The sequence below is a fragment of the Streptomyces sp. NBC_01717 genome (assembly GCF_036248255.1).
GTDB lineage: Bacteria > Actinomycetota > Actinomycetes > Streptomycetales > Streptomycetaceae > Streptomyces.
Genome location: NZ_CP109178.1, coordinates 5,656,779 through 5,674,479, shown reverse-complemented (window position 1 = coordinate 5,674,479; position 17,701 = coordinate 5,656,779). Strand labels below are relative to the sequence as shown.

General features: G+C 69.8%; 15 protein-coding genes. 6 read left to right on the top strand and 9 right to left on the bottom strand.

The genetic code is table 11. The features are described from left to right. Positions 1-27: 27 nt before the first annotated feature. Together OHB49_RS25745 and OHB49_RS25740 are read left to right on the top strand one after the other, a co-directional pair. The gene (locus tag OHB49_RS25745) at positions 28-1,782 is read left to right on the top strand and encodes an LCP family protein (protein WP_329163356.1); all 1,755 of its coding nucleotides are present in this window, start codon (positions 28-30) and stop codon (positions 1,780-1,782) included. Between the two features lie 50 nt (positions 1,783-1,832). Beyond that, positions 1,833-3,548 carry an LCP family protein gene (locus OHB49_RS25740; RefSeq protein WP_329163354.1) on the top strand — a complete coding sequence of 572 codons (1,716 nt, stop codon included), beginning with the start codon at positions 1,833-1,835 and terminating at the stop codon, positions 3,546-3,548. A gap of 68 nt (positions 3,549-3,616) precedes the next feature. On the opposite strand, the gene OHB49_RS25735 is transcribed toward OHB49_RS25740, so the two are convergent. Then, positions 3,617-4,630 (bottom strand): glycosyltransferase family 2 protein, encoded by a 1,014-nt coding sequence (locus tag OHB49_RS25735; RefSeq protein WP_329163352.1) that lies wholly within the window; start codon positions 4,628-4,630, stop codon positions 3,617-3,619. Between the two features lie 157 nt (positions 4,631-4,787). Here OHB49_RS25735 and OHB49_RS25730 point away from each other — a divergent pair, with 157 nt between their 5' ends. After that, positions 4,788-6,269 (top strand): LCP family protein, encoded by a 1,482-nt coding sequence (locus OHB49_RS25730; protein WP_443079560.1) that lies wholly within the window; start codon positions 4,788-4,790, stop codon positions 6,267-6,269. A gap of 83 nt (positions 6,270-6,352) precedes the next feature. Here the strand turns inward: OHB49_RS25730 and OHB49_RS25725 are convergent, their stop codons facing one another. Beyond that, positions 6,353-6,904 carry an acyl-CoA thioesterase gene (locus OHB49_RS25725; protein WP_329163349.1) on the bottom strand — a complete coding sequence of 184 codons (552 nt, stop codon included), beginning with the start codon at positions 6,902-6,904 and terminating at the stop codon, positions 6,353-6,355. Between the two features lie 140 nt (positions 6,905-7,044). Between OHB49_RS25725 and OHB49_RS25720 the strand changes: the two genes are divergently transcribed. Continuing rightward, complete coding sequence (locus tag OHB49_RS25720) at positions 7,045-8,349, top strand: LCP family protein (protein WP_329163347.1); 1,305 nt, start codon at positions 7,045-7,047, stop codon at positions 8,347-8,349. A gap of 92 nt (positions 8,350-8,441) precedes the next feature. Here OHB49_RS25720 and OHB49_RS25715 read toward each other — a convergent pair whose 3' ends face one another. From OHB49_RS25715 to OHB49_RS25705, 3 genes are all read right to left on the bottom strand, one after another. Further along, complete coding sequence (locus tag OHB49_RS25715) at positions 8,442-9,248, bottom strand: class I SAM-dependent methyltransferase (RefSeq protein ID WP_329163345.1); 807 nt, start codon at positions 9,246-9,248, stop codon at positions 8,442-8,444. Then, positions 9,245-9,721 carry a hypothetical protein gene (locus OHB49_RS25710; RefSeq protein ID WP_329163342.1) on the bottom strand — a complete coding sequence of 159 codons (477 nt, stop codon included), beginning with the start codon at positions 9,719-9,721 and terminating at the stop codon, positions 9,245-9,247. Before OHB49_RS25710 ends, OHB49_RS25715 begins: the two co-directional genes overlap by 4 nt. Before the next feature lie 157 nt (positions 9,722-9,878). After that, entirely contained in the window at positions 9,879-11,036 is a 1,158-nt protein-coding gene (locus tag OHB49_RS25705; protein ID WP_093776593.1) for an acyl-CoA dehydrogenase, read from the bottom strand. 189 nt (positions 11,037-11,225) lie between these two features. Between OHB49_RS25705 and OHB49_RS25700 the strand changes: the two genes are divergently transcribed. Beyond that, entirely contained in the window at positions 11,226-12,569 is a 1,344-nt protein-coding gene (locus OHB49_RS25700; protein WP_329163340.1) for a UDP-glucose dehydrogenase family protein, read from the top strand. Between the two features lie 113 nt (positions 12,570-12,682). Here OHB49_RS25700 and OHB49_RS25695 read toward each other — a convergent pair whose 3' ends face one another. From OHB49_RS25695 to OHB49_RS25685, 3 genes are read right to left on the bottom strand one after another with little or no spacing between them, the layout of a single operon-like run. Beyond that, positions 12,683-13,924, bottom strand: coding sequence for a dipeptidase (locus OHB49_RS25695; protein ID WP_329163338.1), 1,242 nt, complete (start codon positions 13,922-13,924; stop codon positions 12,683-12,685). Positions 13,925-13,945: 21 nt separating this feature from the next. Then, on the bottom strand, positions 13,946-14,485 hold the full coding sequence (gene purE / locus OHB49_RS25690) for a 5-(carboxyamino)imidazole ribonucleotide mutase (RefSeq protein ID WP_030977026.1): 540 nt from the start codon (positions 14,483-14,485) through the stop codon (positions 13,946-13,948). Beyond that, positions 14,482-15,621, bottom strand: a complete 1,140-nt coding sequence (locus OHB49_RS25685; protein WP_078852935.1) for a 5-(carboxyamino)imidazole ribonucleotide synthase — start codon at positions 15,619-15,621, stop codon at positions 14,482-14,484. The genes purE and OHB49_RS25685 overlap by 4 nt, the downstream gene beginning before the upstream one ends. Positions 15,622-15,788: 167 nt before the next feature. On the opposite strand from OHB49_RS25685, the gene OHB49_RS25680 reads away from it, so the two are divergent. Beyond that, positions 15,789-16,292 carry a GtrA family protein gene (locus OHB49_RS25680; RefSeq protein ID WP_030977022.1) on the top strand — a complete coding sequence of 168 codons (504 nt, stop codon included), beginning with the start codon at positions 15,789-15,791 and terminating at the stop codon, positions 16,290-16,292. A gap of 130 nt (positions 16,293-16,422) precedes the next feature. On the opposite strand, the gene OHB49_RS25675 is transcribed toward OHB49_RS25680, so the two are convergent. Next, complete coding sequence (locus OHB49_RS25675) at positions 16,423-17,688, bottom strand: ATP-binding protein (RefSeq protein ID WP_030977021.1); 1,266 nt, start codon at positions 17,686-17,688, stop codon at positions 16,423-16,425. Between the last annotated feature and the right edge of the window lie 13 nt (positions 17,689-17,701).

The window sequence follows — 17,701 nt, the reverse complement described above, 5'->3', positions numbered from 1 at the left end:
TGGCACCGACGGAGGATTCAAACAACCGTGGATGCGCAAAGCCGTGGGCGGGCGGACGAAATCGACCCCGCAGACCAGTGGGTACTCAACCCGCAGACCGGCGATTACGAATTGCGACTGACCCAATCCGGAGCGGATTCATACCGCACGCCGAGTGCGCCGGGTCCGCGTGGTTCCGGGCGCAGAGGCACGGCGCATGAGGGCGGCGGCGAGCGCAGAAGCGGTGGACGGAACGGTGAGGGCCGGGGGCCGGTGCCCGAGCAGCGTGGTCGCCGTGCCAATGGCCCGCGCGGCCCGGAGGGTTCCGGTCCCGACTCCGCGGGCCGGCGCAAGCGCAGGCAGCCGAAGGCGCGCCGCAAGAAGGCGCTGCTCTGGACGGGCGGCGTGATGGCCTTCGTGCTGGTCGGCCTGTCGGTGGGCGGGTACGCGCTGTACCAGCACTTCAACGGCAACCTGAACTCCGTGGACATCGGCGACGCCGGCAACAAGGACGTCATCACCGCCAACGCGCCCCTCAACATATTGGTCATCGGTACGGACAAGCGCACCGGCAAGGGCAACGAGGGCTACGGCGACAAGGGCAGTACCGGCCACGCCGACACGAACATCCTGTTCCACGTGTCCAAGGACCGGACCAACGCCACGGCGCTGAGCATCCCCCGCGACCTCATCACCGACATCCCGGACTGCAAGACCAGGCAGCCGGACGGCTCGGACAAGGTCATTCAGGGTACCGAGCACACCCGGTTCAACGTCAGCCTCGGCCAGGACGGCCGCGACCCGGGCTGCGCGATGGAAACCGTCAAGGAGCTCACCGGGCTGAAGGTCGACCACTTCATGATGGTCGACTTCAACGCGGTCAAGGAGCTGTCCACGGCGGTCGGCGGCGTCAAGGTCTGCCTCGCCCACGCGGTCAATGACCCAAAATCCCACCTGAAACTCCCGGAGGGCGAGAGCACGATCCAGGGCGAGGACGCGCTGGCCTTCGTACGGACCCGGCACAGCTTCGGCAATGAGAGCGACCTGGACCGGATCAAGGTCCAGCAGCAGTTCATCGGCTCGATGATCCGGCAGATGAAGTCGGACGACACGCTGACCAGCCCGACGAAACTGTTCAAGCTGGCGGACGCGGCAACGAAGGCCCTGACGGTCGACAAGGCGATCGGCTCGGTGCCGAAGCTGACCTCGCTCGCCAAGGAACTCACCAAGATCGACACGAAGAACATCACGTTCGTCACGCTGCCCGTGATCGACAACCCGGAGGAGCCCACGCCCGTCACGGTGGTCGTGGACCCGGTGAAGGCGCCTCAGCTGTTCTCGATGATGCAGGAGGACACCTCGCTGACCGAGGTGGCGGCGCAGAAGAAGGCAGCCAAGAGCAAGCAGGACGCACTCCTCAAGGGCACCAAGGCCGCTGCGGCCGACGTACGCGTCGATGTCTACAACGGCGGTGAGATCCCCGGCGGGGCTCAGCAGACCGTCACCTGGCTGCAGAACGAAAAGGGCGTCCTCAAGTCCACGAACAAGGCCAACGCCCCGGCGAAGATCGCCAAGACGACGCTGACCTATGCACCGAACCAGGCGGACCAGGCCCGCGCCCTCGCCGAGATGATGGGGCTGCCCGGATCCGCCATGAAGAAGGGCACCAAGGATGCCGAGGGGCTGCAAGCGATGGTCCTGACGCTGGGCGCGGACTTCAAGGGAGCGGGCACTCCCCTCACCGGGCCGGCGAAGATCGACATTCCGAAGGCCAGCGCCGACAAGGCAGAGTGCGCCAAGTGACACCAGGTCACTGCGCGATAACGCGAGTCTGAGCAGCAGGGGGGGGCCTGGTGGGACGGAGCAGCACACCCGGGGAGGGAACGCGACCACGCGTCCGGCATGCCGGACAACTCGGCTGGGACGACGGCCTGTACGACGACGGCCCGTCCGCCGGCTCCGACGACGGGCACGACAGCGGACGGGGCGGCCGGCAGAACAGCGGCGGCGCCGGGGACCGGGACCGTCCGGGCCACGGCGGGAGCCGCCGCGGGCAGTCGCACCGGCGCGGCCGACGCGGGAAGCGCCGCGTACTGCGCTGGGTCGCCTGGATTCTCGCCGTGGTCATACTCGGCGGCGCCGGCGCCGGATACCTCTACTACCAGCACCTCAGCGGGAACATCAAGAAGGCGGACCTGACACTCGGCGACAATAAGATGACCGAGCACAAGGCCAACGCCGCCGGTCAGACCCCGATGAACATCCTGCTCATCGGCTCGGACGCGCGGGACTCCAAGGAGAACCAGAAGCTCGGCGGGGCCAAGGACACCTTCGGGGCGCCGCCGCTGGCCGATGTGCAGATGCTGCTCCATCTCTCCGCCGACCGCAGCAACATGTCGGTGATCAGCATGCCGCGCGACACACTGCTGAAGATCCCGAAGTGCACCGACTCGAAGACGAAGCACGTCTACCCCGCAACCACGGGCCTGGCGATGACCAACGAGACGCTCGGCCGCGGCGGTCCCGGATGCACCGTGGCCACCTGGTACGAACTCACCGGCATCACCATCGACCACTTCATGATGATCGACTTCGCCGGTGTGGTCTCGATGGCCGACGCGATCGGCGGCGTCCCGGTCTGTGTCAAGGGCAACGTCTACTCCCACACGCGCGACGGCAAGGGCTCCGGGCTGAAGCTGGAGGAGGGCACCACGAAGGTCAAGGGCAAGCAGGCCCTTCAGTGGCTGCGGACCCGCTACGGCTTCGAGGACGGCACCGACCTCGGCCGCACCCACGCCCAGCACATGTACATGAACTCGATGGTCCGTGAGCTGCGCAAGGGCACCAAGCTCACCGACCCGGGCAAGCTGACGGGCCTCGCCGAGGCCGCGACCAACGCGCTGACGGTCGACAAGGGCGACAAGGGCCTCGGCAGCCCCAAGAAGCTGTACGATCTCGCGGGCGAGCTCAAGAAGGTGCCCACCAAGCGCATCACGATGACGACGATGCCGAACGTCTACGGAACGGGTGCGAACAGCGGCCGGGTGCTCCCCAAGCCCGTCGACGCGGACCAGCTGTTCCAGATGGTCCGCGATGACATCCCCCTCGATGGCAAGGCATCCAAGCGCAAGGCTCCGGCCGCCAAGGAGCCCACGTCGCCCGTCGCCGAGATTCCGGTCAGCGTCCGCAACGGGACCCGTACCGACACCGAGTACCCGGCCGAGGGCCGCGCCTCGGCCGTCAAGAAGCTGCTGACCGGGAAGGGTTTCGCCCAGGCCACGGTCGACGTGCAGAACACCGACGCGGCGGCGCGGACCGGGGTGCTCTTCCCGAGCGAGGACGTGGAGGGCAACGCGCAGGCCGTGGCCAAGGCGCTCGGCATCCCGCTGACGGCGGTGAAGAAGTCGACCGCCGTCTCGGGCATCACGCTGACCGTGGGGGCCGACTGGCGCAAGAGCGGGCCCTATCCCGCCCCCAGCGCCGAGGAGAAGACTCCGAAGAGCGCACGGGCTCTGAACGGCGACGACGAGACGGCCTGCATGGACGTCCAGCCGGGCTTCGGCTGGTAGCTCCGAACCGGGCACAACGCACTGTGGGGGCCTTCCGGCACATCGGAAGGCCCCCACAGTGTCGACACCTACACGGTGACGGCCGGGCGGCGGCTGGCGATGACCCGCTTCGCCAGCGAGCGCGGGCTGGTCAGGAAGCCGTAGCCCCAGGACATGTGCATGGTGGCCAGCGCCACCGGGATCTGCACCCGTGCCTTCAGCGGCAGGCCCTTGCCCGCCAGGAGGGACCCGGCGACTATGGCCGCGGCGTAACCGGCCGGGACGACGAAGGCCCACGGGGTGACGGCCGCGCCGACGACGATGCCCGCCGCGATCGCGCAGACGGCGGTCGGCGGGGCCAGGTAACGCAGGTTGATCGAACCGGCGTGGTAGCGGGCGACGACGTGGCGCCAGCGGCCGTAGTCCTTGTACTGCTTGGCGAGGGCCTTCACCGAGGGACGCGGCCGGTACTGCACCTTCAGCTCCGGCGAGAACCAGATCAGCCCGCCCGCCTCGCGGATCCGGAAGTTCAGCTCCCAGTCCTGGGCGCGGATGAACTCCACGTTGTAGCCGTCCGCCTTCTCCAGCGCCTCGCGGCGGAAGACCCCCAGGTAGACGGTCTCGGCCGGGCCCGCCTGGCCGCCGGTGTGGAAGGCCGCGTTGCCGACGCCGATCCTCGACGTCATGGCCGCGGCGACGGCGTCCTCCCAGGCGTTCTCGCCCTCGGCGTGCATGATGCCGCCGACGTTCTGCGCACCGGTCTCCTCCAGGAGGCGGACGGCGGTCGCGATGTAGTTCGGCGAGAGCATGCCGTGGCCGTCGACCCGCACCACGATGGGGTGCGAGGAGGCCTTTATCGCGGCGTTGAGCGCTGCCGGGGTGCGGCCGGTCGGGTTCGGCACCGTGTGTACCCGGGAGTCCTCGCGTACGAGCTCGGCGGCGATCTCGTCCGTACGGTCCGTGGACGGGCCGAGCGCGATCACGACCTCCATCTCGCCGGCGTACTCCTGCTCGAGGATGTGCCGGACGGAGTTCCTGAGATGGCGTTCCTCATTGAGCACCGGCATGATCACGGAGACGGCGGGGCACTGCGCGGCAGACATGTGGTCCTCGGGGGGTCCTCGGGGCGCCGGGGGTTCGCACCCCAGGAGGCGGCGTTATTCGGCCGCCACGTTACCGCGAATGAGGGACACGGGCGCGCGACACCGGGTCGCCTCCCGGAGTGGTGATCGTATGGACCTACTGTGCGAACGGTCCCCCATGCACCGCGGAGGTCCCCTCGTGCCCACACCGCACAGCTCCCCCCGTCCGCCGCGCCGCCACGCCACTCCCCCGCAGCGCAGGTCGAGAAAGCAGGACGAGCGGCCCCGCTGGGGCATGCGGGTGGCGACCAGTCTGTCCGTGCTGGTGCTCGGGGCGGGCGGGATCGGTCATGCGGTCGTGACCAGCCTGGAGACCGGGATCGACCGGGTCGACCCGTTCAAGGACATGAAGAACCGGCCACGGGCCGGCAACGGCATGAATCTGCTGCTCGTCGGCACCGACGGCCGCGACAAGGTCGACCGGGAGGAGAAGCGGAAGTACCGGCTGGGCGGTGCGCCCTGCCACTGCACCGACACGATCATGCTGGTGCACCTGTCGGCGGACAGGGAACGCGCGACCATCGTCTCGTTGCCTCGCGACACCTACACCGAGCTCCCCGAGCGCCGGGACCCGGCCACCGGCGCCGAACGCGCCGCCCATCCGGTGAAGCTGAACGCCGCCTATGCGGAGGGCGGCCCGAGTCTGACCGTACGGACGGTCGAGCGCATGACGGGTGTCAAGGTCGACCACTACCTGGAGGTCGACTTCACCAGCTTCATGAAGACGGTGGACACCCTCGGCGGGGTGCAGATCTGCACGGCCCGGCCGATGAAGGACTCGTACACCGGTCTCGATCTCGCCGCGGGCACCCACTGGCTGGACGGCGGGCAGGCGCTTCGCTACGTGCGCTCACGCCATATCGACGCGGCCGCCGACCTGGGCCGGATGCAGCGCCAGCAGAAGTTCCTCGCGTCGCTGATCAAGCGGGCGACCAGCAGCGGCGTGCTGATGAACCCGGTGAAATTCCGGGACGTCGCGTCGACGATGCTCCGTTCGGTCCGGGCGGACCGGGGGTTCGGCACGGACCAGCTGCTGGACCTCGGCCAGGCGATGCGCGGCTTCACCCCGGCGTCGTCCGAGTTCGCCTCCGTGCCGATCAGCGATCCCTCCTTCCCGGTCAAGGGCATCGGCTCGACGGTCAAATGGGACCCGGCGAAGTCGAAGAGGCTCTTCGAGGCGCTGCGCGAGGACAAGCCGCTGGCTTCGAAGCGGCCGGAGGCGCCGGTGGCGAAGCCGGTCGATGTCGCACCGGGCGAGATCCGGGTCCAGGTCTACAACGGGACCGTGCAGGACGGACTCGGCAGAAAGGTCGACGACGCGCTGCGCGCCACCGGCTTCGTCACGACGCGGGCCCCGCTCAACGCGGAGCCGCGCAGCCTGAAGCACACGCTGGTCGAGTACGACCCGCGGTGGGACCGGTCGGCGAAGTCGCTGGCGGCAGCGCTGCCGGGGGCCGAGCTGCGGGCGGTCACGGGGCAGGGCAAGACGATGAAGGTGACCGCGGGCGAGAATTTCGGCAAGGTGGAACGGGTGGAGGCCGAGGCGAGGAACCGGGGCGAGTTCGGCACGGTCACGGGCGACCAGGTGGTGTGCCCGTAGGGGGCGGTGTCGCAGCGCGCGGGGCGATGTCCGGCGGGGGCGGCCACCGGGGTACCCGCCCCCGCCGGACCCGGGGCCTGCCGTCAGTCGACGTCGATGCCGTCCGCGATGCGCTTCTCGCGCAGTTCCTTGATCGCGCGGCGCCGGGCGAGGCGGTGCGTACGCCGGATCTGCGCCTCCTGGTAGCGCCGCTTGTCGCGCTCCGTCTCCGGGATCACGGGCGGTACGGGGCGCGGTTTGCCGTCTCCGTCGACCGCCGCGAACACCAGGTACGCGCTGCCGACCTGCTGGGCGGGGGTCGATTCGTTCCACCGCTCGGCCATGACCCGGACGCCGACCTCCATCGAGGAGCGGCCGGTCCAGTTCACCTGCGCGCGGACGTGGACAAGGTCACCGACGCGGACCGGCTCCAGGAAGACCATCTCGTCCATCGAGGCCGTCACAGCGGGGCCGCCGGAGTGCCGGCCGGCCACGGCGCCCGCCGCGTCGTCGACGAGTTTCATGATCACGCCACCGTGCACGGTGCCCAGCAGGTTGGTGTCACTGCCGGTCATGATGTGGCTGAGGGTGGTCCGGGACGCCGCGGTCGGCTTGCCCGGAATATCGCCCTCCGGGCGCAGGGCCTGATCTGTCATGCCGTCCACCTTATGCGGGGGCCATGCGCCCTTATGCGGGGGCCGTACGCCGCGGACATTGCATCAGCTTGGCAACAGCCCAGGCCCGATATCTCACACCCCCTGTAATACCGACAGGTCCGGCCTGCACACTGGTCCGCATGAGCGACAGGCCCGGTGGATGGACCGACGACAACCGCGACGACCGCTACGGACGGGGCAGTGACAGCGCCCAGCCCGAGAGTGCCCGTGTGATGCGGCACGTCCAGCGGCACCCCGCACCGCCGCCGCAGCGCCCGGCGCCGCCGCGGCAGTATCCGGCGCCGCCGCAGCAGCGCCGTCCGGAGCCGCCGCGGTACGCCGACGGCTATGACGACAACGCTGGGTACGACAACGGTTACAGCAACGGTCAGGTCTACGGCGGCGGCAACGGCGGCGGCCGGGGATACGGCGGCGGTGACGGCGGTTACGTCCAGGGCCGGCCCGCGCCGGACTGGCGCCGTCGAATAAAGATCGGCGCCCTGACCCTCGTGGTCGTGGTACTGGCCGTCTCCATCAGCACGTACTTCTGGGCCGACTCCAAGCTGAAGCGCGAGGTCGACCTCTCCAAGGTGATCGAGCGTCCCGGCGAGGGCGACGGCACCAACTATCTGATCGTCGGTTCCGACAGCCGCGCGGGCATGTCGGCCGAGGACAAGAAGAGGCTCCACACCGGCTCCGCCGAAGGCAAGCGGACCGACTCGATGATGATCCTGCACGACGGCTCGAACGGCCCGACGCTGGTCTCCCTGCCGCGTGACTCGAACGTCGAGATCCCCACTTTCGTCGGCTCGGAATCCGGCAAGACCTTCAAGGGCACGGGCCGCATGGTGAAGCTGAACGCCGCCTACGCGGAGGACGGCCCCGAACTGCTGGTGCGTACCGTCGAGTTCAACACCGGCCTGCACATCGACCACTACGTCGAGATCGGCTTCGGCGGCTTCGCCAAGATCGTGGACGCGATCGGCGGGGTGGAACTCGACATCCCCAAGGCGTTCAAGGACAAGAACTCCGGCGCCGACTTCCAGGCCGGCAAGCAGACGCTGAACGGCGAGCAGTCGCTCGCCTTCGTACGGACCCGGTACGCGTTCGCGCGCAGCGACCTGGACCGTACGAAGAACCAGCAGAAGTTCCTCGCGGCGCTGGCGAGCCAGACCGCGACGCCGTCCACGATCCTCAACCCGTTCAAGCTGTACCCGACGATGGGCGCCGGTCTCGACACCCTCATCGTCGACAAGGACATGTCGCTGTGGGACCTGGGCAACATGTTCTTCGCGATGAAGGGCGTCACGGGCGGTGACGGCAAGTCGATGAACATGCCGATCTCTGGCAGCACCGGCGGGAACCTGGTCTGGGACAAGGCCAAGGTCAAGCAGCTGGTGCAGCAGCTCAACAACGACGAGAAGGTCACCGTCTCCGGCAACTGACGGCAGACAGCAGCGAGGCCCGGACGGTTCGCCGACCGGGCCCCGCCGCACGCCACGGTCGCCACCGCACGTGCGGCCGCGGCCCGCCGCCGCTACACGCTCCCCCGCGCCAGCAGCGCCACATGCGGCAGTGCCAACTCGCCGTCCTCCTTGGCGAATTCGGCGCACAGCACGTCGTACTCCCGCTTGGCCGCGGCCACTCCCTCCGGCCCCCTGCTGTTGACCTGCTGCCCGATCGCGGCGACCCCGGAGGCGGGGCCCGCCCACCAGTCCTCCGCGCCCACGTGGTGATCCCAGGCGAGGGTCTCGGTCCGTACGTCTGCGAGGCCGGCCGCGGACATCAGCGCACCCAGCCCTTCCCGGGTGCGCGGGAAGTCGTGCTCGGCGTCGACCGTGGCCAGCCACTGCGGTCGGGTCAGCCCCGCCGCCTGCGCGGCCCGTCCCACCAGTGCCTGCCCGGCGCCGTTCGGCACCTGCCAGATGGTGACCGCGACCAGGCCGCCGGGACGGGTGATCCGGCGCAGCTCCTCGATGGCGGCCTCCGGACGGCCCACGTGGTTGAGCACGAAGTTCGCCACGACTGCGTCGAACTCGCAGTCCTGGTAAGGAAGTTCGGGCAGCCGGCCGAGTCGGACATCAGCTCCGGGCGCGGCCCGGCGGGTGGCCTCGACCATGCCGGGTTCGGCGTCCACGGCCCGTACGACCGCACCGCGCCCGACGGCCGCCACCGTCACACTGCCACTGCCGCACCCCACATCGAGCATCCGTGTCCCGGTACCGACCCCGGCCGCGTCCAGCAGCGCAGGCACGGGGTGAGCGCACAGGCCCGCGAAGGTGAGCGCGTAGGCCTCGGCCCGGCCGTCCCAGATCCGCCGCTCACTCAGATCGAACGCGGTCACCGCACACCTTCCACAGGTCCCTGCGGTTCGAGCTCGTCCAGATCCTCGTACAGCGCATCCAGAATCCGCCCCGTGGGCTTGCCCTGCGGGGACAGCTCCGCCACGCACCAGCCGGGCAGCTGTTCCTCGACCTCGGGCGGAAGGTCACCGTCCGTCGGATCGGCCAGGCTGTAGAGCAGGCCGAACGCGGTCTCCTTCGCCACCTCACGGGCTATCTCGCCCAGTTCACCGGGGGTCAGCCCGAGCCGCACCGCCCGCTCGACGGCGCCGCCCGCGAGGCCCTCCTTCCGGTACGCCTCGACCCAGTCGGGCGCCGCCGAGCTCCAGGCGTCGATGTCCTGCCAGACCTTGCGCAGGAACCGGTAGCGGGCCAGCTGCGGAATGTTCTCCTCGACTTCCGAGTCGGCCCAGCCCGGTGCGTCGTCGGCCCCCAGCGCTTCGAACAGGCCGGTGAGCTTGTCGATGTCGGTCATGGACAGGGAAGTTACGCCATCGCGAGCCGCCGCTCCCGCAGCGTTCACGAACCCGCTGCACCGGGGAAACGCGATCGGCCCCCGGCAGGGAGCCGGGGGCCGGTCAATGGTCGCAATCCGTTCGGGACGGACGCCTGAGCCGGGAGAACCCGCCGGGTTACGGCAGGTTCCGCGCCATGACTATGCGCTGGACCTGATTCGTGCCCTCGTAGATCTGCGTGATCTTGGCGTCGCGCATCATCCGCTCCACCGGGTAGTCCCGCGTGTAGCCGTAGCCGCCGAGCAGCTGGACCGCGTCCGTGGTGATCTCCATCGCGACGTCGGAGGCGAAGCACTTGGCCGCGGCGCCGAAGAACGTCAGGTCGCCGTCGAGGCGCTCGGACTTGGCGGCGGCCGAGTAGGTGAGCTGGCGGGCCGCCTCCAGCTTCATCGCCATGTCGGCGAGCATGAACTGGACGCCCTGGAAGTCGCCGATCGGCTTGCCGAACTGCTTGCGCTCCTGGACGTACCCCTTGGCGTAGTCGAGGGCGCCCTGCGCGATACCGAGGGCCTGGGCCGCGATCGTGATGCGGGTGTGGTCCAGGGTCTTCATCGCCGTGGCGAAGCCGGTGCCCTCCTCACCGATCATGCGGTCGGCGGGGATCCGGACGTTGTCGAAGTAGACCTCGCGGGTCGGGGAACCCTTGATGCCGAGCTTCTTCTCCGGGGCGCCGAAGGAGACACCCTCGTCCGACTTCTCGACGACGAACGCCGAGATGCCCTTGGAGCGCTTGGTCGGGTCGGTGACGGCCATCACCGTGTAGTACTCGGAGACACCCGCGTTGGTGATCCAGCGCTTCACGCCGTTCAGGACCCAGAAGTCGCCGTCGCGGACGGCCTTCGTCTTCATGCCGGCGGCGTCGGAGCCCGCGTCGGGCTCGGAGAGGCAGTACGAGAACATCGCGTCGCCCTTGGCGAGCGGGCCCAGGTACTTCTTCTTCAGCGCCTCGGAGCCGGAGAGGATCACCGGGAGCGAGCCGAGCTTGTTCACGGCTGGGATCAGGGAGGAGGAGGCGCAGACGCGGGCCACCTCCTCGATCACGATCACGGTGGCGAGGGCGTCGGCACCGGCGCCGCCGTACTCCTCGGGGACGTGCACGGCCTGCAGGTCGGAGGCGACCAGGGCGTCCAGCGCCTCCTGCGGGAAGCGGGCCTCCTCGTCGACCGCCGCCGCGAACGGGGCGATCTTCGCCTCGGCGAGCGCACGGACCGTCTCGCGGAGCATGTCGTGCTCCTCGGCCGGACGGTACAGGTCGAAATCGGTGGAACCCGCCAAGACTCTCACTCCCCAGGGATGCTAACTACCGTTAAGTAACCCAATTTTAGGCGCCGTGCCCCGCAAAGACCTATGCGAGCCGTACGTGAGCTACGCGACAGGGGTCCGCAAGACCGGTAAAACAGGGCGTCAGGGGGCACGACTATGCTCGTTCACCGCACGTCCGTCCGCATCTCCCAGGAGCACTTCATGGCCCTCAGGATCACTGTGATCGGCACCGGCTACCTCGGCGCCACCCACGCCGCGGCCATGGCGGAGCTCGGCTTCGAAGTGCTCGGGCTCGATGTCGTGCCCGAGAAGATCGAGATGCTGAGCGTCGGCAAGGTCCCGATGTACGAGCCGGGTCTCGAAGAGCTGCTCCGCAAGCACGTCGCGGGCATCGAGGGATCCACCGGCCGGCTGCGGTTCACCACCTCGTGGGAAGAGGTGGGTGCCTTCGGTGATGTGCACTTCGTCTGCGTGAACACCCCGCAGAAGCACGGCGAGTACGCCTGCGACATGTCCTATGTGGACAGCGCCTTCGAGTCGCTGGCGGCGCAGCTGACCCGGCCCACACTGGTCGTCGGGAAGTCGACCGTGCCGGTGGGCTCCGCGGCCCGGCTCGCGGCGCGGCTGGCCGAGCTGGCGCCCGTGGGTACGGACGCGGAGCTGGCCTGGAACCCGGAGTTCCTGCGCGAGGGCTTCGCCGTGAAGGACACCCTGCGCCCCGACCGGATCGTCGTCGGTGTGGAGAGCGAGCGGGCCGAGAAGCTGCTGCGCGAGGTGTACGCGGTTCCGGTCGTGGAGGGGTCGCCCTTCGTGGTGACGGACTTCCCGACCGCCGAGCTGGTGAAGACCGCCGCGAACTCGTTCCTGGCGACCAAGATCTCGTTCATCAACGCCATGGCTGAGGTCTGCGAGGCCGCCGACGGTGATGTGAAGAAGCTCGCCGAGGCGATCGGCCACGACGAGCGGATCGGCAACAAGTTCCTGCGGGCCGGGATCGGCTTCGGCGGCGGCTGTCTGCCCAAGGACATCCGCGCGTTCATGGCGCGCGCCGGTGAGCTGGGCGCGGACCAGGCGCTGACGTTCCTCCGCGAGGTCGACTCGATCAATATGCGGCGCCGCGGCCACATGGTGGAGCTGGCCCGGGAGGCCGTGGGCGGCGACTCGTTCCTCGGCAAGCGGGTGGGCGTGCTGGGTGCGACGTTCAAGCCGGACTCGGACGACGTACGCGACTCGCCCGCGCTGAACGTGGCCGGGCAGATCCACCTCCAGGGCGGCCAGGTCACCGTGTACGACCCGAAGGGCATGGACAACGCCCGGCGGCTCTTCCCGACGCTCGGGTACGCGGAGTCGGCGCTGGACGCCGTGCGCGGCGCGGATGTGGTGCTGCACCTGACGGAGTGGCGCGAGTTCCGTGAGCTGGACGCGGTGGCGCTGGGCGAGGCCGCGGCGCACCGGATCATTCTGGACGGCCGTAACGCGCTGGACAGCGCGGTGTGGCGCGAGGCGGGCTGGACGTACCGGGCGATGGGCCGGCCCCGCGCCTGAGTCACTGGTTCATGGGCCGGCCGCTGAGGGCCGGTCCGCCCCTGAGCCGTTGAGGGCCCGAACCGCCTCCCTTGAAGCGCTCGGGCCGTTCTCGGGCCGTTGTCAGGCTGTTCTCAGGCCTCGGGAGCGTCGAGTTCGTCGATCGTGGCGTGGGACGGACCGCGCCGCGTACGCAGCTCGCGGGCGACGTCCTCCGCGTCGCGCAGCACCCGTACCGCGTTGCGCCACGTGAGCTTGGCGAGGTCGGCGGCGGACCAGCCGCGGCCCAGGAGTTCCGCGATCAGGTTCGGGTAGCCCGAGACGTCCTCCAGACCGGCGGGGAGGAACGCGGTGCCGTCGTAGTCGCCGCCGATACCGATGTGGTCGATCCCGGCGACCTCACGCATGTGGTCGAGGTGGTCGGCGATCGTCGCCACCGTGGCCATCGGGCGCGGGTTGGCCGCCTCGAACGCGGCGTGGATCTTCATCGCCTGCGAGGTGGTGTCGAGATGGTGCAGGCCATGGGCGCGCATGTTCTCGTCCGCGGCCCGGGTCCAGGCGACGGCGGCCGGCAGGACGAACTTCGGTACGAAGGTCGCCATGGCGATGCCGCCGTTGGCCGGGAGCTGCGCGAGGACGTCGTCGGGGATGTTGCGCGGGTGGTCGCAGACCGCCCGTGCCGAGGAGTGCGAGAACATCACCGGCGCCGTGGAGGTGGCGAGCGCGTCGCGCATCGTCGTGGCCGCCACATGCGAGAGGTCGACGAGCACCCCGGTACGGTTCATCTCCCGTACGACCTCGTGGCCGAACGGGGAGAGTCCGCCGACCCCCGGTTCGTCGGTCGCCGAGTCGGCCCACGCGATGTTGTCGTTGTGGGTCAGCGTCATGTAGCGGACGCCGAGCGTGTGCAGGGCGCGCAGGGTGCCCAGCGAGTTGTTGATGGAGTGGCCGCCCTCGGCGCCCATCAGGGAGGCGATACGGCCCTCGGCGCGGGCTGCCTCCATGTCGTCGGCGGTCAGGGCACGCCGCAGGTCGGCGGGGTGGCGGTCCAGCAGCTCGGCGACCACGTCGATCTGTTCGAGGGTGGCGCTGACGGCGGCGTCACCGGCCATGTCGGACCGTACGTAGACGGACCAGAACTGGGCGCCGACGCCACCGGCGCGCAGCCGTCGGATGTCGGTGTGGAGGTGGGCGGACTGGTCGGTCGCGATGTCCCGGGCGTCCAGGTCGTAGCCGACCTGTTCCCGCAGTGCCCAGGGCAGGTCGTTGTGGCCGTCGACGACGGGGTACTCGGCAAGCAGTTCCCCGGCCCGGGTGAGCCGTTCCGCGATGCGGTCGGCAGTGCGGTCCGCGATGTTGTCGGCGCTGTGATCCATGGTCGCCCTCCCCCTCTGCCGCTACTTGCCGAAGCCGAAGGAGTCGCTGCCCTCGACCTTGTTGCGCAGCCGCCTGCCCTTCTCCGTCGCCTGGTCGTTCAGCTCCTGCTGGAACTCGCGCATCCGGGCCAGCAGCTCGCTGTCGTGGGCGGCGAGGATACGCGCGGCGAGCAGGCCCGCGTTGCGTGCGCCGCCGACCGAGACGGTCGCGACCGGGACACCGGCCGGCATCTGCACGATGGAGAGCAGGCTGTCCATGCCGTCCAGGTACTTCAGCGGGACCGGGACACCGATGACGGGCAGCGGGGTGACGGAGGCCAGCATGCCGGGCAGGTGGGCGGCGCCGCCGGCACCCGCGATGATCGCCTTGAGGCCGCGCTCCGCCGCGTTCTCCCCGTACGCGATCATTTCGCGCGGCATCCGGTGGGCGGAGACGACGTCGACCTCGTAGGGGATCTCGAACTCGTCGAGGGCCTTGGCCGCTGCTTCCATGACGGGCCAGTCGGAGTCCGAGCCCATGACGATGCCGACGAGGGGCGCGGCGGAGGCGGGGGGAGTCATTCGGTGATCGTTCCTCGCAGGTAGTCGGCCGCGTGCCGGGCGCGCTCCCGCACGTCCGCCAGGTCGTCGCCGTAGGTGTTGACGTGTCCGACCTTGCGGCCGGGCTTCACGTCCTTGCCGTACATGTGGATCTTGAGCTGCGGGTCGCGGGCCATGCAGTGCAGATACGCCTGGTACATGTCCGGGTAGTCGCCGCCGAGGACGTTGGACATGACCGTCCAGGTGGCGCGCGGGCGCGGGTCGCCGAGCGGCAGGTCGAGGACGGCCCGGACGTGGTTGGCGAACTGCGAGGTGATCGCGCCGTCCTGGGTCCAGTGCCCGGAGTTGTGCGGGCGCATCGCGAGCTCGTTGACGAGGATGCGGCCGTCGCCGGTCTCGAAGAGTTCGACCGCGAGGTGCCCGACGACGCCGAGCTCGGCGGCGACCCGGAGCGCCAGCTGCTGGGCCTCGCCGGCGAGCTTCTCGCTCAGCTCGGGGGCCGGGGCGATGACCGTGTCGCAGACCCCGTCCACCTGGATCGACTCGACGACCGGGTAGGCGACGGCCTGGCCGTGCGGCGAGCGGACGATGTTCGCCGCCAGCTCCCGTACGAAGTCCACCTTCTCCTCGGCGAGGACCGGGACACCGGCCCGGAACGGTTCGGCCGCGTCCTCCTCGGAGCGGACCACCCAGACACCCTTGCCGTCGTATCCGCCGCGGACCGTCTTCAGGATGACCGGGAAGCCGCCGACCTCGGCCGCGAACGCCGCGGCGTCGGCCGGGTCCGTCACGATGCGGTGGCGGGGGCAGGGCACACCGATCGCCGAGAGCTTGGCGCGCATCACCCCCTTGTCCTGGGCGTGCACCAGCGCGTCGGGACCGGGGCGCACGGGGATGCCGTCCGCCTCCAGGGCCCGCAGGTGCTCGGTCGGGACGTGCTCGTGATCGAAGGTGATCACGTCACAGCCGCGCGCGAAGGCACGCAGGGTGTCCAGGTCGCGATAGTCGCCGACGACGACTTCGCTCACCACCTGGGCCGCCGAGTCCTGAGGGGTGTCGCTGAGGAGCTTGAATCTGATGCCGAGGGGGATGCCCGCCTCGTGGGTCATACGGGCGAGCTGACCGCCGCCGACCATGCCGACTACCGGAAACGTCACTCCTCCAGGGTATCCGGCGTCCCGGGGACCATCGGACGACGCCCCTGCGGGCGGTCCCGAGACGGTTCCACGTCGCCGGGTTCCGCGTCAGCTCACAGGCATCCCACAGGGGTGCTGGTTAGCATGACCGGGTTGACCGAATCCACGGACGGGGCTGAGCGATCACCATGAGCGAACGGGGCGCACTGCGAACCCGGCTGGATCGGCTGGCCCGGGAGGTCGCCAAGTTCGGCGCCGTCGGCGCGCTGGGCCTGCTGGTCAATATCGCGGTCTTCAACCTGCTGCGGCACACCACGAACCTTCAGGTGGTGCGGGCCAGTCTGCTGGCGACGTTCGTCGCCATCCTCTTCAACTACGTGGGCTTCCGTTACTGGACGTACCGGGACCGTGACAAGACCGGCCGGACCCGGGAGCTGATGCTGTTCCTGCTGTTCAGCGCGGCGGGCGCGGTGATCGAGAACGGTGTGCTGTACGCGGCGACGTACGGGTTCGGGTGGAACAGCCCCGTCCAGAGCAACGTGTTCAAGATCCTTGGAATCGGGATCGCGACGCTGTTCCGGTTCTGGTCCTACCGGAGCTGGGTCTTCAAGGCGCTGCCTGCCAAAGACGGTCTAGGTGTGGTGGCGCAGGGGCGGGCTCCGGTGGCGCCGGCGGAAGCGGTACGGCGTTGAGGCACCGGGGCCGCCCGGTGACCGGTCCGCCCTCGGCCTCCCCCTGAGCCCCAAGGGCATGAGGCCCCTTCGACGGGCTCGGTTTCGGCTGATGCCGTCCTGCGTCTGTGCAGGCCGGACCTCGCTCGAGTCAGCGCACCGGGCGTTCCGGCTCCTGGCGGGGGGCGGGCACTCGGCTCAGGAACAGGGCGAAGACGGCCGGCTGCTGCTGGAGCAGTTCCAGACGGCCGCCGTCCGCCTCGGCCAGGTCGCGGGCCACCGCCAGGCCGATCCCCGTGGAGTTGCGGCCGCTGATCGTCCGCTCGAAGATCCGGGCGCCCAGGTCGGGCGGGACCCCGGGGCCCTCGTCCGTCACCTCGACTACCGCCTGGTTGCCGGTGACCCGGGTGCGCAGCGCCACCGTGCCACCACCGTGCATCAGTGAGTTCTCGATCAGTGCGGCCAGCACCTGGGCGACCGCACCCGGGGTGCCGACGGCCCGCAGGCCCTGCTTGCCGGAGCGGACGATGGCCCGGCCCTCGCCGCGGTAGGCCGGGCGCCACTCCTCGATCTGCTGCTTGACGACCTCGTCGAGGTCGAAGACGACCGCGGAGCCGGTGCGCGGGTCGCGGGCGTTGGTCAGCAGCCGTTCCACCACGTCGGTCAGGCGCTCGACCTGGGTGAGGGCGAAGTTCGCCTCTTCCTTCACCGTGTCCGGGTCGTCGGTGACGGAGATCTCCTCGATCCGCATGGAGAGCGCGGTCAGCGGGGTGCGGAGCTGGTGGGAGGCGTCGGCGGCGAGCCGGCGCTCCGCGGTCAGCATCCGCGCGATCCGCTCCGCGGAGGAGTCGAGGACGTCGGCGACCCGGTCCAGCTCCGGCACCCCGTACCGCTTGTGGCGCGGTCGCGGATCGCCGGAGCCCAGGCGTTCCGCCGTCTCGGCGAGGTCGGTGAGCGGCGAGGCCAGTTTGTTGGCCTGGCGTACCGCGAGGAGCACCGCGGAGACGATCGCGAGGAGCGCCACCGCGCCGATGATCATCAGGGTGCGGCCGACCTCACGGGTGACGGCCGAGCTGGACTCCTCGACGGTGACCTTCTCGCCCTGCTCCCCCGACGCCGTACTGCTGATCACTCTGCCGGTGGGGCGCGTGCCCACCTCGAGGGGTGCACGGCCGGGGATCCTGACGAGCGCGTACCGGTTGTCGTCGACCTGTTCGGCCAGCACCGAGGGGTTGATCCGCTCGGCCCCGAGGAGCCGGCTCTCGACGACGCTGATCAGCCGCAGCGCCTCGGAGTCGACGCTCTCCTGGGCGCTGTTGCTGATGGTGCGGGTCTCGACGATGACGAGGGAGACGCCGAAGACGGCGATCACCACGAGCACCACGGCGAGGGTGGAGTTGATCAGTCGGCGGCGCATGACTGTTTCTGTA

Excerpts from the sequence above, each read along its gene's own strand:
- OHB49_RS25675 (WP_030977021.1), bottom strand. The coding sequence starts at position 17,688 with ATGCGCCGCCGACTGATCAACTCCACCCTCGCCGTGGTGCTCGTGGTG.
- OHB49_RS25720 (WP_329163347.1), top strand. The coding sequence starts at position 7,045 with ATGAGCGACAGGCCCGGTGGATGGACCGACGACAACCGCGACGACCGC.
- purE (WP_030977026.1), bottom strand. The coding sequence starts at position 14,485 with ATGACTCCCCCCGCCTCCGCCGCGCCCCTCGTCGGCATCGTCATGGGC.
- OHB49_RS25725 (WP_329163349.1), bottom strand. The coding sequence starts at position 6,904 with ATGACAGATCAGGCCCTGCGCCCGGAGGGCGATATTCCGGGCAAGCCG.
- OHB49_RS25735 (WP_329163352.1), bottom strand. The coding sequence starts at position 4,630 with ATGTCTGCCGCGCAGTGCCCCGCCGTCTCCGTGATCATGCCGGTGCTC.
- OHB49_RS25680 (WP_030977022.1), top strand. The coding sequence starts at position 15,789 with ATGAGCGAACGGGGCGCACTGCGAACCCGGCTGGATCGGCTGGCCCGG.
- OHB49_RS25700 (WP_329163340.1), top strand. The coding sequence starts at position 11,226 with ATGGCCCTCAGGATCACTGTGATCGGCACCGGCTACCTCGGCGCCACC.
- OHB49_RS25695 (WP_329163338.1), bottom strand. The coding sequence starts at position 13,924 with ATGGATCACAGCGCCGACAACATCGCGGACCGCACTGCCGACCGCATC.
- OHB49_RS25710 (WP_329163342.1), bottom strand. The coding sequence starts at position 9,721 with ATGACCGACATCGACAAGCTCACCGGCCTGTTCGAAGCGCTGGGGGCC.
- OHB49_RS25730 (WP_443079560.1), top strand. The coding sequence starts at position 4,788 with ATGCACCGCGGAGGTCCCCTCGTGCCCACACCGCACAGCTCCCCCCGT.